16 protein-coding genes are annotated in these 12,041 nt (G+C 38.5%); 8 read left to right on the forward strand and 8 right to left on the reverse strand.

Annotated elements, in window-relative coordinates; all coding sequences use genetic code 11:
* Positions 1 to 8: 8 nt before the first annotated feature.
* The 6 genes from MKX65_RS06235 to MKX65_RS06260 are packed head-to-tail and all read right to left on the reverse strand — an operon-like array spanning position 9 to position 1,961.
* On the reverse strand, positions 9 to 227 hold the full coding sequence (locus MKX65_RS06235; protein ID WP_119707175.1) for a spore germination protein: 219 nt from the start codon (positions 225 to 227) through the stop codon (positions 9 to 11).
* Positions 228 to 265: 38 nt separating this feature from the next.
* Positions 266 to 640, reverse strand: a complete 375-nt coding sequence (locus MKX65_RS06240) for a spore germination protein GerPE (protein ID WP_340902828.1) — start codon at positions 638 to 640, stop codon at positions 266 to 268.
* A gap of 1 nt (position 641) precedes the next feature.
* Positions 642 to 824, reverse strand: a complete 183-nt coding sequence (locus MKX65_RS06245) for a spore gernimation protein GerPD (RefSeq protein ID WP_340906170.1) — start codon at positions 822 to 824, stop codon at positions 642 to 644.
* A complete protein-coding gene (gerPC, locus tag MKX65_RS06250; RefSeq protein ID WP_340902829.1) occupies positions 824 to 1,441 on the reverse strand; it encodes a spore germination protein GerPC in 618 nt (205 codons plus the stop codon). The genes MKX65_RS06245 and gerPC overlap by 1 nt, the downstream gene beginning before the upstream one ends.
* Before the next feature lie 19 nt (positions 1,442 to 1,460).
* Complete coding sequence (locus MKX65_RS06255) at positions 1,461 to 1,724, reverse strand: spore germination protein GerPB (protein ID WP_160546454.1); 264 nt, start codon at positions 1,722 to 1,724, stop codon at positions 1,461 to 1,463.
* 15 nt (positions 1,725 to 1,739) lie between these two features.
* Positions 1,740 to 1,961 carry a spore germination protein gene (locus MKX65_RS06260; RefSeq protein ID WP_119707179.1) on the reverse strand — a complete coding sequence of 74 codons (222 nt, stop codon included), beginning with the start codon at positions 1,959 to 1,961 and terminating at the stop codon, positions 1,740 to 1,742.
* A 250-nt stretch (positions 1,962 to 2,211) separates the two neighbouring features.
* Here MKX65_RS06260 and MKX65_RS06265 point away from each other — a divergent pair, with 250 nt between their 5' ends.
* The 3 genes from MKX65_RS06265 to MKX65_RS06275 all read left to right on the forward strand — a co-directional run bounded on the left by MKX65_RS06265 (position 2,212) and on the right by MKX65_RS06275 (position 4,675).
* Positions 2,212 to 3,333 (forward strand): DUF418 domain-containing protein, encoded by a 1,122-nt coding sequence (locus MKX65_RS06265; RefSeq protein WP_340902833.1) that lies wholly within the window; start codon positions 2,212 to 2,214, stop codon positions 3,331 to 3,333.
* Positions 3,330 to 4,196, forward strand: a complete 867-nt coding sequence (locus MKX65_RS06270) for a fumarylacetoacetate hydrolase family protein (RefSeq protein WP_340902834.1) — start codon at positions 3,330 to 3,332, stop codon at positions 4,194 to 4,196. The genes MKX65_RS06265 and MKX65_RS06270 overlap by 4 nt, the downstream gene beginning before the upstream one ends.
* A gap of 110 nt (positions 4,197 to 4,306) precedes the next feature.
* Positions 4,307 to 4,675, forward strand: coding sequence for a YisL family protein (locus tag MKX65_RS06275; RefSeq protein ID WP_160546451.1), 369 nt, complete (start codon positions 4,307 to 4,309; stop codon positions 4,673 to 4,675).
* Between the two features lie 36 nt (positions 4,676 to 4,711).
* Here the strand turns inward: MKX65_RS06275 and MKX65_RS06280 are convergent, their stop codons facing one another.
* Complete coding sequence (locus MKX65_RS06280) at positions 4,712 to 5,272, reverse strand: DUF2777 domain-containing protein (RefSeq protein ID WP_340902836.1); 561 nt, start codon at positions 5,270 to 5,272, stop codon at positions 4,712 to 4,714.
* A 232-nt stretch (positions 5,273 to 5,504) separates the two neighbouring features.
* Here MKX65_RS06280 and MKX65_RS06285 point away from each other — a divergent pair, with 232 nt between their 5' ends.
* The 5 genes from MKX65_RS06285 to asnB all read left to right on the forward strand — a co-directional run bounded on the left by MKX65_RS06285 (position 5,505) and on the right by asnB (position 10,584).
* Complete coding sequence (locus MKX65_RS06285; protein WP_340906172.1) at positions 5,505 to 5,990, forward strand: DUF6431 domain-containing protein; 486 nt, start codon at positions 5,505 to 5,507, stop codon at positions 5,988 to 5,990.
* Positions 5,991 to 6,034: 44 nt separating this feature from the next.
* A complete protein-coding gene (locus tag MKX65_RS06290; protein WP_160549919.1) occupies positions 6,035 to 7,390 on the forward strand; it encodes a DDE-type integrase/transposase/recombinase in 1,356 nt (451 codons plus the stop codon).
* Entirely contained in the window at positions 7,383 to 8,183 is an 801-nt protein-coding gene (locus MKX65_RS06295) for an ExeA family protein (protein ID WP_340902837.1), read from the forward strand. The genes MKX65_RS06290 and MKX65_RS06295 overlap by 8 nt, the downstream gene beginning before the upstream one ends.
* Entirely contained in the window at positions 8,180 to 8,416 is a 237-nt protein-coding gene (locus MKX65_RS06300) for a DUF5348 domain-containing protein (RefSeq protein WP_169102663.1), read from the forward strand. Before MKX65_RS06295 ends, MKX65_RS06300 begins: the two co-directional genes overlap by 4 nt.
* Positions 8,417 to 8,730: 314 nt before the next feature.
* A complete protein-coding gene (gene asnB, locus MKX65_RS06305) occupies positions 8,731 to 10,584 on the forward strand; it encodes an asparagine synthase (glutamine-hydrolyzing) (RefSeq protein ID WP_340902839.1) in 1,854 nt (617 codons plus the stop codon).
* A gap of 50 nt (positions 10,585 to 10,634) precedes the next feature.
* Here asnB and MKX65_RS06310 read toward each other — a convergent pair whose 3' ends face one another.
* A complete protein-coding gene (locus tag MKX65_RS06310; RefSeq protein WP_160546448.1) occupies positions 10,635 to 11,990 on the reverse strand; it encodes an MATE family efflux transporter in 1,356 nt (451 codons plus the stop codon).
* Positions 11,991 to 12,041 lie beyond the last annotated feature (51 nt).

Genomic DNA, 12,041 nt, shown 5'->3' on the forward strand with positions numbered 1-12,041 from the left:
TGTTCCACCTAGTTATTTCCTAATGTTGGCTGATCTATTAAGTTAGTATCTAACACATTGCTAGCTGATAACCCGTTATTAGTAATAATGATACCGCCTGTATTTACAGCACCAGCACCAGTGACAGATTTAGAGTTGCTTTTCGGTGAGATGTAAAGTGCATCGCCAAATTGGACGATTCCACCGCTCACCGTTGTAATTTGTACGGGACCGATAATTGCGGGCATAAAAAACATCCTTTACATATGAGTCTTTTCAGTCTGCATCAAGTTTTCTTTGATAAAAGCTGACGAATATGCTTGATTCGTGCTTCCATATTAATTGCCTGCGTATTTCCAACATGAAGAATAGAGGAAGAGGAGAAGGCAATGACATTAATGGTGTTCACATGAATCATTGGATTTTGATGAAAGGAAGTGATCATCACGTCTTCCTTGTCTTGAGGAAAAATAATGGGGCGTTGAAAGATGGGGTATTTCGAGAAATCCTCCTCATCACCAATAAACAATTGCTTTTCCCGTTGCACAGCGATCGCTCTATTCAGACCATTAATAATTTTTGAATCCCCAAGTTGAATGACGGATGATATAGCTGCATTCGTAATGTGAATATGTTTAACAGAACTTGATCGTTGAAGCATACTATCTACCTTCCACAGCTAGAGGTACAAATGGACCAATGATTAGAGATTCAGCAGGGGTATCGAACGCTGATGCTAGATGGATGGTTTCTGCATCTCCTACCATTAATATTGAAGAACTCGAAACCCCGACCACTCGGATATTCCCCACATGTATGTCCCGATTGTATACTTGAAAATTCATCATTCCTGTTTCAGCCCTTTCACATTCTCCGGTAAATTCTTTATAAAAATCTCAACACCATGCTCCATTTCTTTATGAAACTGGTCAGTTATCGTTTTTTCTAGCTGTGAACGATCCTCGTTCTCTATCACTCCTGCGGAAAACTCGCGTAGATAATGTTCGACTCTTTTTGGTATTTGTTTTTTGATATCTTCCTCGATAAAGTGATAGTACGATTCATCGAGGTTTGTTTGCAGCTTTGCTTGGGTCTTCTCAAAGATTGCCGGTAAATGATTGCCCATATATTCATATACTATATCCTCGAGCTCCATTGATCTTTGGAACATTTGCTTTGGCGGGGTAGGAGTTTTGATAGATTGATTTGGAACAGAGAAGTCCTCGATCCCTTGTAGATCAGATGGATTTAGTCCAATATTTAAAGTGCCATCGAGCGATTCTACCTTGAGTTGATCAAATTTATATTCAATTCGATCCACATGAACAGGTGGTCTTTCTTTGAGTTGAGATATTTCTTTTTGCATGAGTAATACACTTCGTTCAAGAGCTCGTATCCGGTGTTCTTGGCTTTCAACAAGTTGGTGAAGCTGTCTTAAGTAGTCATAGAATTCATTATTCATACTGACATCTTCCCTTCTATTATGAAATGGATAACGGAACAGCTGGAGAATCTATATACGACCCAGTATCAATTCCTGTGGGTTCAGCCGAATCCTGATTTGTTACGATTGTGCCGCCGGGATGAATAGGTTCAGGTGCTGGTCCTGTAAAACCTCCAGTATTATATAGATGGGCGGTTGGGCGAATGACTCCAGCACTGCCAATCTGTAAAACGGATGAATTCGTAATCGCATCAATGCGTAGAAGATTAATAGAAATATTTTGTTGAATATAAAAATTCATATCATCACCTGCTTATTAAGCATTTAATATATTTCCTTGGTCAATGCCGTCATGGTCATACGCGTTGGTAGAACTAAACTTATTATATACACGTAATCCATCCCCTGTATTAAAAGAACCTGCCCCTGAGTATGTCTTGGCATTAGAAATAGGCATGATTTTATATACATCTCCAATATGAAAAATGGAACTACTTCCAATCGAGATTACTTGAGCTACACCGACAATTGCTGGCATACACTACACCCTTTGTTTAAGATTCTTTACATTGTATGTGCCTAGAAACTAGATGTGAGTTATTTAGAGGAAAAATTAAATTGCAGATTTTTACTTAAAGGGTCATATCCTGTCCATTTAGGGAACAGTTTTGGTGTTATTGGGAATATTTGAAGTATAATAGTTTTTAAGTTGTAGAAATGGGGGAGGGATACATATAAGAAATCAGGAAAGAATTGTTTCCATTGATATAATGAGAGGTTTATCGATATTGGGGATTTTCTTAGTAAATATGCTATCTTTTCATACTCCAATCCTTTATATCGACCCATTTGTTACTTGGACATCAACTAGTGACCGTTTGTTTTACTCGTGGATTGATTTATTTATTCAAGGAAGTATATATCCTTTATTCTCTTTTCTTTTTGGATATGGTTTTGTTATTTTAAGGGAGAGAACCATTATGAAGGGTGGAACATTTTCCACCATCGCAATAAGGAGATTGCTTTTTTTGTTGGTTATCGGATGGGTACATGCTAACTATATTTGGCATGGAGATATTCTTTTTACCTACTCGTTGTTTGGTATCTTCCTACTGCTCTTTATCAGACTTAGAGGGAAAGTACTAATGTTATTGGGGTTGATTTTATACTTTGTACCTAATGTAATCATTACGGTAATGATTACATTAGCCTCAATGGTTGCTGGTAATGGGGAATTTACGGTGGCAGATGAGACAAGTGCTTTAGCGTCATATAAAGCTTATCAAAATGGTACTTATGAGGAAATTCGGGAACAAAGATTTATCGACTGGTCTTTAGTCAATCATCCAGGCAATCTATTTTTTATGCTCTTTTCGATCTTTCCGTTGTTTTTAATCGGGGGAGGAGCGGCGAAAGAGGACTGGTTAAGAAGAGTAACAGATTTAAAAAGACCGTTTCTAGTAGTAATAGCGGTAACATTATTTATGGGATTGTTTATTAAGAGCGCTCCTTATTGGTTAACCAGAAACTGGGCAACAGAATATTCTCAAGATATGCTTGGTGGTCCTTTATTATCGATAGCATACATCCTACTGATCGCGCTTGGTACGAATCATCAACGAGGCTTACAGGTGTTTAAATTGTTTGGACCTGTTGGGAAGCTTAGTTTTACAAATTACTTAGTTCAATCCATCGTCTCGACGTTGATATTTTATTCCTACGGTCTTGGTCTATATGGACAAGTGTCAGTTGTCGAAGGAACGTTACTAGCCTTGACGATATTTATTATTCAATTGATTTTTAGTCATATTTGGGTAAAGTACTTTTATCTTGGCCCCTTTGAGTGGGTGTGGAGAACCGTTTCGTATTGGAAATGGCAGAGTCTAATGAAAAAAGGAGAAAACTCATGAAGCTTCTTACCGGAAAAAGAGATAACAAAGTGTTTATTGGTGTTTTAGATTCAACAGAAACAAAAGTTCTTTCTGTTAATGAAAGAGAATCAATGGTCGAATGTATTGCAAAGGGAGAAAAATTTCTACAGGAGATAAAAGAGAAAATTCAAGCAGCAAGCGAGGAGGAGTATTTTTTCCTAGAAGAGGTTACCTTGCTTTCGCCCGTTACAAAGCCTCCGAAAAACATTTTGTGTGTAGGGAAAAATTATGTGGACCATGCGATTGAGATGGGAAGTAAGGACGACATTCCGGAGCATTTGATGGTTTTTACAAAAGCTCCAACAACGATTATTGGTCCAAATGAACAAATTGAAAATCATCTTTCCATTACGAAGCAGCTAGACTATGAAGGAGAGTTAGCGATTGTGATTGGAAAGAAGGGGAGGAATATAAAAAAAGAAGACGCTCTTGACTATGTGTTTGGTTATACAATTGTAAATGATATAACAGCACGTGATCTTCAGGCGAAGCATAAACAGTTTTTTCTCGGAAAAAGCCTAGATGCCAGTTGCCCGATGGGACCAGTTCTTGTTCATAAAGAGTGCCTATCAGACCCCAATCACTTACATATTGAAACGAAAATAAATGGTGAGGTTCGCCAAAGCTCCAATACAAAGCACTTTATCTTTTCAGTGGAGGAAATGATTTCGACCATTTCATTGGGGATGACGCTTGAACCCGGAGATGTGATTGCTACAGGTACTCCTGCAGGTGTTGGAAAAGGATTTCAACCACCGCGCTTCTTAAATCCAGGTGATCAAATTGAAATTACCATTGAGGGGATAGGAACCTTATCAAATAAAGTCAGCGAGGAAATATGAAAAATTTGTGAACAAATGTTGAAACGTGGATTTCCAAAGGGACGTTCTTTTTAGTTTTTTTAACACTGTTGTGGTATGATAAAGTCGATATTTAATAGGGAGGCTAATTTATGTCGATTAACACACATGCCCATATCACTGCATGGGTTCTTGCACTAGTCCTATTTTTTGTAGCAACCTCATTACATAAGAGTGGAAAAGCAAAGGCAGCGAAAATCGTTCATATGATTTTGAGAGTTTTGTATATCCTTGTGTTTGCAACGGGTGGAATGCTCGTCCATACATTATTCTCGATGCAACCAGGTGAATATATAGCTAAAGTTTTAATTGGACTTTGGGTAATTGCAGCGATGGAGATGGTTCTAGTACGTACGGTTAAAGGAAAAGAAACAAAGTCACTTTGGATACAATTTTATATTGCGGTAGTTCTAGTCATCTTATTAGGACTTCGCTTACCACTTGGATTTCAATTATTTTAAATAAAACCTGCTCCTTTAATCTCGGAGCAGGTTTTATTATAGAAATTTCTCAATCACTGTTCTCTTACCAGTGTTAAGTGTAAATTCAAAACGGTCAGTTTGCTTCTTATAATAACAGAAATGATGTTGAACATTACAAATATCTTCTTGATTATCAAAGATAATAAAATTCACACCACTTTTTCTTTCTGCATCCTTTAAAAACGTTAGATGATTGTAGCAATAAATACAATCAAAGATTGAAAAGCCAAGAGAATTTAAATGGGAGACAAACTGATAAAATGAATCATCGTTGATCTCTTCTAATAACCGTTCAAGGGAATACATTAAGTGTTTGCGGATTCTTACTACATCTTGATTTTTTAAATGAAGGGTTTCATTTCCAAATGTGACTTTCCCATCCTCAAATAAAATACCCTTTTTCCACCGATTGAACCGAAATACCTCAATTTCTTGGTGTAAAAAATCATCCAAGATGGAGGCTTCATCTGTTTCCTCATCAAAAAAAATCCACTGGTTGTTTATATGTTCTACCGTTCCTTCAATAAATGCTCTCGTTTGAAACTCAAAAAGTTGTAGTCGTTGCTGTCTACTCATGTTTTTGACACTCTTAAATTACCGAAAGTTGACGGTATTGCCTGTCCGGAAGTGGTCGAGTATAATGTCCATGAATATATTCCGGAGAAAGGAAAAGACGACTCCCATAATGTATAACTGCGCCAACAGTTATACGGGAGACGTCCCACCAAAAAGTATATGGTTATTGTATCAGATTATAAGCTGATTGAAAACAATCTAACTGGAGTTTTTCGTTAGAGGTGCGGGGAGGATTCCTTCTCCATGTTGTGGGAAAGACATGTTGGTAATAGGATCTAAGAATCGTAAATCTATTGATCATTCAGGGCAGAGTAAGACCTATAACATCCGAAGACTAAGGTGCACTTGTTGCTGTACGATACATCATGAACTGCCGGATATATTAATCCCTTATAAGCGCTATGAAGCTGAATGTATTGAAAGCGTTCTCTCGAATCCATCCGACCATACTGTTCCAGCCGATGATTCTACTCTTTCGAGATGGCATGGCTGGATTCATGAATTTGTGGATTATTGGTTGGGGTGTTTAACATCCATCATGATCAGAACCAATCAAGGAAACATCCCTCTGGATTTCTCGTCCGAAAGTTCAGGGACTGCACTTCAAAGGATAGGGCGCTTGGCAGGAGATGCCAATGGATGGCTGACAAGAATTGTCCGGCCCATTGTAAATATTAATTTTTGGATACATACCCGTTCTGCATTCATTGTCCAATAACCCCTGATTTACACTCATGATAGACACAGAGAGGAGAGTGTATCATGAGGAATCATAAGAAATCAGAAGAATTGGCAGTGCAGCGTTTTCAGCTGATATCCCCTTTATTGGCAGAAGGACTTGATGCTGGAAAATTAAAAGAGTTAAAAGAACAGATTGCGAAAGCCAATGGCCTTTCAGAAAGAACTATTAGGCGATATTTAGCTCAATTTCGTGAGGATGGATTTGGGGGATTGAAGCCACAAGGAAGAAAAGGTTCTCAAAAGTCAGAAGCTATCCCTCCTCATATATTGGAACAGGCTATTCTTCTTCGAAAAGAAGTGCCAAGCCGTAGTGTGGCACAGATTATCCAGATTCTTGAATGGGAAGAATTAGCTGAACCAGGACAAATTAAAAGATCCACACTGCAGGAAAAGCTGACTGAAAAAGGATATAGTTCGCGACATATGCGCCTATATTCTCAAACTGGAGTTGCCGCCCGACGATTTCAGAAACGGCATCGGAACCAACTTTGGCAATCAGATATCAAATATGGCCCATATTTACCTATTGGTCCAAATGGAATCAAGAAACAAGTATATCTTGTCGCTTTTATCGACGATGCCACAAGGTTAGTGGTTCATGCAGCCTTTTATCCTACTCTAGATTCAAGAATCATTGAAGATGCATTCCGACAAGCAATCCAAAAATATGGTGTTCCGGAAGCAGTGTATTTTGATAATGGAAAGCAATATAGAACCAAGTGGATGTCACGCACATGTTCCAAAATTGGCACTCGTCTTACTTACACAAGGCCTTATTCTGCCGAATCAAAAGGAAAAATTGAAAGATTTAATAGAGTTATAGATTCATTTATTAGTGAAGCTGTCATCGAAAAGCCCAATACTCTAGATCGACTGAATGAACTTTTTCAGGTGTGGTTGACAGAGTGTTATCAGAATAAGCCTCACTCTGCACTTGGGGAGAAAATTAGTCCGGAAACAGCTTTTCGTTCGGACAGGAAAGCAATTCGCTTTATCGATCCTGATACTTTAAGCAATGCCTTTCTTCATTGCGAAACAAGAAAAGTTGATAAGTCAGGATGCATCAGTTTCATGGATCACAAATATGAGGTGGGTTTAACATTTATTGGACGACAGGTTGATGTTGTCTATGATCCTGCGAATATCGAGGAACTTACCATTGAGTTCGAGGGTTATACTCCTTGGAAAGCTAGAAAGCTTGTCATTGGGGAAAGAGCTGGAAAACGGCCTGAATTACCTGAGCACCTGAAGGTGCAGAGTGTTGACTCTTCAAGACTATTAAAGGCAGCTGAACGAAAGAATCAGGAACGTCAAATCGAACAAAAACCTGCCGTAACCTTCCGTGCTGTCTGGAAGGAGGATGATTCTCGTGTTTGAAACCTTTTATGAAATGGACAATACACCTTTTACCAGAGATCTACCAACAGACCAACTTTATGATTCTTCCATGATGCAAGAAATCCTTGGAAGGCTAAAATATGCAGCCGATAGACAGCTTTTTGCGGTCCTAAGTGGAGATAGTGGTACAGGAAAGACTACGACAATCCGTAAGTTTGTGAATAGATTAGATAAAGGAAAATTTCATGTCCTTTATCTATCAGATTCAAAATTAACCCCGCGCCATTTTTATAAAGGGCTATTGGAACAACTAGGCTCTGAAGCGAAGTTTTATCGAGGAGATGCGAAACGGCAGCTTCACCGAGAGATAGAATTGATGAAAGGTATACGAGGACTCCAGCCAGTTGTAGTAGTGGATGAAGCTCACCTTCTGGACCGGGAAATGCTTGAAGAAGTTCGTTTTCTATTAAACTTCAAAATGGATTCGCAAAGTCCGATGGCGCTTATTCTCGTCGGTCAAAGCGAGCTATGGGATCGACTTCGACTGCAATCATATGCAGCCATACGCCAAAGAATCGATATCCAATTCCAGCTAGGCCATCTCGATCGTGCTCAAGTTGAAGAATATGTATCTAGGCATCTTCGTTATGCCGGAGTTGATCAACCTATCTTTTCTGATGGGGCGCTTGATGAAATTCATCAGTTCTCTGGTGGTGCCGCAAGGCTCATTAATAAACTTTGTACACATAGTCTTTTATATGGCTCACAAAATGGTCGAAGAATCATTGATGATCATATGATTAAGCAAGTTATCCAGGGGGAACTTTCATGAAAAGCCGCTGGAAAGAAATGAACTACAACGCTGAGTTGGATTGTTGGGTTGTGTTTTGGGGAGATAATACAGGTTATAAAATGCGTTGCGGTGAATGGTTTGATCTCCATCTAGGAAATGGAAAGATTCTATCTTGCCGTTTGGAACTGGGTAGAGACTGGTACATCATTACTGGCAGAAATGAGATTAGGTTCTACCTTAAGAATAATGAAACGTATCACGTTGATTTGTAAGATTCTAGGGGAAGCATAAAGGTGCTTCCCCTTCATTTTGGACAGTGAATCCGTCAGTGTTGGGACAATTAGTAACGTCAATTTCGGGACATAATAAAACGCCATTAACACTACTCATGATAAGACCTCCGTTAAAGGCTAAAGGTTATAGAAGTTTTTTAGATCTATCTTCATTCTTTTTAGACATCTTGTATATTTTTTAAACGCCCGCACATAAAAATTGGACAATTAACCATTTTTCGCGCCCAGCATAGTATGGGTATATGTTCGGACTAACCAAACAAACGCACTACTCTTGAAAGGATGAATAAAATATGTGTGGCATAACAGGCTGGATTGACTTCCAAAGAGATATGAGAAAAGAACGTGGCTCTATAACGAAAATGGCTGAAACCTTGGCAAAGCGCGGTCCAGATGATACAAATGTATGGACGGATATTCATGTAGGATTCGGACATAAACGTTTAATCGTTGTTGACCCTGAGGGCGGAAAGCAACCAATGTCTAAATCAAAAAATAATCACAAATATACGATTTGTTATAATGGTGAACTATATAATACCGAAGATATTCGAAAAGAACTGCTATTAAAAGGATATTCCTTTAGCGGTCATTCTGATACAGAAGTTCTATTAACTGCATATATCGAATGGGAAGAAAATTGTGTAGAACATCTAAATGGTATCTTTGCTTTCGCCATTTGGGATGAAAGAAAGGAACAGCTCTTTATAGGACGGGATCGACTTGGCGTTAAGCCGCTTTTTTATTTATCAACAGAAAAAGGAATGATGTTTGGGTCTGAATTGAAAGCGATTCTTGCTCATCCAGAAGTAAAGACAGAAATTGACCGAGAAGGGTTAGCGGAAGTCTTTGCTTTAGGTCCATCAAGATCACCTGGAAATGGGGTATTTAAAGGGATATCAGAGCTAAGACCAGCTCATGCACTTACTCTATCCAAAAGCAAAGGACTAAAAATTTGGCGATACTGGAATGTAAAAAGTGAAAAACATACAGACAGCTTGAATGATACTGTTGATAAGGTTCGCTTCCTCTTTACGGATGCGGTTAAACGGCAACTGGTTTCAGATGTTCCTCTCTGTACATTTTTATCCGGCGGAGTAGATTCTAGTGCCATTACAGCCATTGCTGCGATGGAATATCAAAAAGAGGGAAAAGGGAGCCTTCATACGTATTCTATAGATTATGAAGACAATGACCAATTCTTTAAGGCAAATGAATTTCAGCCGAACTCAGATGGAATTTATATACAAAAGATGTCTGATGAATTTCAGACTACTCATCACAATAGTATTATTTCTCAAGAGCTTCTTGCTGAACATTTAATTGAAGCCGTTCATGTGAGAGACCTACCAGGTATGGCTGATGTAGATTCATCTCTTCTATGGTTCTGCCGTGAAATAAAAAAAGATTTTGTTGTTAGTTTATCTGGGGAATGTGCAGATGAGATTTTTGGCGGATATCCTTGGTTCCGACGTGAAGCTGATTTAACGCGTGAAGGTTTTCCATGGATGAGATCGATTGAAGAAAGACAGGGTTTGCTCCGATCAGAATGGAGAGAAAAGTTACAGCTTAAGGACTATATGCTTCAACAGTACAATAAGACGGTTCAAGAGACTCCTGTTTTAGAAGGGGAGACGAGGGAAGAAGCAAAAAGACGAGAGTTGTTCTATTTGAATATGGTTTGGTTTATGACCACTTTGCTTGATCGCAAGGACCGAATGAGTATGGGAGCAAGTCTTGAAGTAAGGGTTCCTTTTGCAGATCATCGACTTGTTGAATATGTCTGGAATATTCCTTGGGAGATGAAAAATTATCAGAACCGTGAAAAAGGATTGCTACGAAAAGCATTAGAGGGAATTCTCCCTGATGAGGTATTGTATCGAAAGAAAAGTCCATATCCGAAAACACATAATCCGAAGTATACAAAAGCAGTACAGCAGATGCTTGCAGAGATTATGACGGATAAAGGATCGGTTCTTTATGAATTCTTTGATGAAGCAAAACTTAAGGAAATAATCACTACTGAAGGAGCAGCCTTTAAAGAACCGTGGTTTGGCCAATTAATGACTGGACCGCAACTTCTTGCTCATCTTGCCCAAATTCATATCTGGTTTAAAGATTACAATATTAATATTGTTGAATCGTAAGTAAGAAAAGAAGCCTATACACTAGTGTAGGCTTCTTTATGTTAAACTATTTAAACGGCTTTCTCTTCTATAAAGGAATGGCGAACCCAAACCTTTGAACGCCATCGCCAAAGCATGAGTAACCCTCTAAGCCATTCATCAGCTATGAAAGCAATCCAAATGCCAACGAGTCCAAGCCCAAAGGTGATTCCTAGCAAATAAGATAAGGTGACAGCCACCCCCCACATAGAAAGAATTCCCATATATACTGGGAATTTCACATCACCCGTTGCTCTTAAAGAATTGATAATGACTAAGTTAAAGGAGCGGCCTGGTTCTAAGATAATTGTTAACAGAATCAACGTACTACCCAGTGCAATGATGTCCTCATTGCTTGTAAATAACTTCATTAAATCTTTTGCAAAGAACGAGAAGAGTATCGCTGCGCTTAAGGAAATGATAATAGCTAATCGAAGACTTTTTAAGCATCGATGATAGGCATCCTCATACTTCTTTGCACCAATCAAATACCCTATTAAGATTTGAGTACCTTGACTTATAGCTATGCTAAAAAGGAAAATAAACATCATAAGATTTTGAGCGTATACTTTGGACGTGAGTGCTTCTGTACCTAGTGTGGCAATGAAGAATGTAATGACCATCTGAGAAGCATTATAGGAAAGCTGCTCACCGGCGGAAGGAATTCCAATTTTAAGCAAGTTTCTAACATGCACCTTTGGAAAACGGAACAGCAGGTGAAACGGCAACTCAACAGGGATTCTTTTAATCATCACGATGATCGCTATTGCCAAACCTATGAATCTACTAACAGTAGTTGAAATAGCTACACCTTCCACACCGAGAACCGGAAAACCAAAAGGACCAAATATGAATAAGTAATTACCAATCACATTAATAATATTCATGCCAATTGTGATGTACATAACATCTTTCGTAAAACCATAACTACGGATGACTGCACCAATCGTCATAATAAATGCTTGAACAAAAGAAAATCCTCCGACAATTAATAGGTAGGAGTTTGCTTCATCCAATAGTTCGGGAGGTAAATCCATCATTAATAAAATAGGTTTACTAAATAGAAAAATTCCTATACTTAGAAGAATACCAAAAACAAGATTTGCTCCAAGAGAAACGATTGAAATTTCTGCAGCTGCATGCTCCTGTTTCGCTCCTAAATTCTGTGTCACCAATATTGCTGTCCCTGTTGCAACAAAACCAAACATAACGATAATTAGAGAAAGGACTTGGTTCGATACGCCAACAGCGGCAACGGACTCATCAGAGTATTGAGAGAGCATTAATGTATCTGCATTCCCCATAAGCATATACAATAAAATTTCAATAAAGATGGGCCATGTTAAAGCAACAAGGGTCATCTTTTGTTTTTTGCTTTTCGTGCTCATGACTATTTGACCCCCTAACATAATAAAACGAAATAGTCTTAAGCAGAATGC

This window comes from Robertmurraya sp. FSL R5-0851 (assembly GCF_038002965.1).
Lineage (GTDB): Bacteria > Bacillota > Bacilli > Bacillales > Cytobacillaceae > Robertmurraya_A > Robertmurraya_A beringensis.

What these genes read in the sequence shown, in the direction of transcription:
- MKX65_RS06280 (WP_340902836.1), bottom strand. Translation starts at nt 5,272, where the DNA reads ATGAGTAGACAGCAACGACTACAACTTTTTGAGTTTCAAACGAGAGCA.
- MKX65_RS06270 (WP_340902834.1), top strand. Translation starts at nt 3,330, where the DNA reads ATGAAGCTTCTTACCGGAAAAAGAGATAACAAAGTGTTTATTGGTGTT.
- asnB (WP_340902839.1), top strand. Translation starts at nt 8,731, where the DNA reads ATGTGTGGCATAACAGGCTGGATTGACTTCCAAAGAGATATGAGAAAA.
- MKX65_RS06255 (WP_160546454.1), bottom strand. Translation starts at nt 1,724, where the DNA reads ATGAATTTTTATATTCAACAAAATATTTCTATTAATCTTCTACGCATT.
- MKX65_RS06235 (WP_119707175.1), bottom strand. Translation starts at nt 227, where the DNA reads ATGCCCGCAATTATCGGTCCCGTACAAATTACAACGGTGAGCGGTGGA.
- MKX65_RS06275 (WP_160546451.1), top strand. Translation starts at nt 4,307, where the DNA reads ATGTCGATTAACACACATGCCCATATCACTGCATGGGTTCTTGCACTA.
- MKX65_RS06240 (WP_340902828.1), bottom strand. Translation starts at nt 640, where the DNA reads ATGCTTCAACGATCAAGTTCTGTTAAACATATTCACATTACGAATGCA.
- MKX65_RS06290 (WP_160549919.1), top strand. Translation starts at nt 6,035, where the DNA reads ATGAGGAATCATAAGAAATCAGAAGAATTGGCAGTGCAGCGTTTTCAG.
- MKX65_RS06260 (WP_119707179.1), bottom strand. Translation starts at nt 1,961, where the DNA reads ATGCCAGCAATTGTCGGTGTAGCTCAAGTAATCTCGATTGGAAGTAGT.
- MKX65_RS06245 (WP_340906170.1), bottom strand. Translation starts at nt 824, where the DNA reads ATGAATTTTCAAGTATACAATCGGGACATACATGTGGGGAATATCCGA.
- MKX65_RS06310 (WP_160546448.1), bottom strand. Translation starts at nt 11,990, where the DNA reads ATGAGCACGAAAAGCAAAAAACAAAAGATGACCCTTGTTGCTTTAACA.
- gerPC (WP_340902829.1), bottom strand. Translation starts at nt 1,441, where the DNA reads ATGAATAATGAATTCTATGACTACTTAAGACAGCTTCACCAACTTGTT.
- MKX65_RS06300 (WP_169102663.1), top strand. Translation starts at nt 8,180, where the DNA reads ATGAAAAGCCGCTGGAAAGAAATGAACTACAACGCTGAGTTGGATTGT.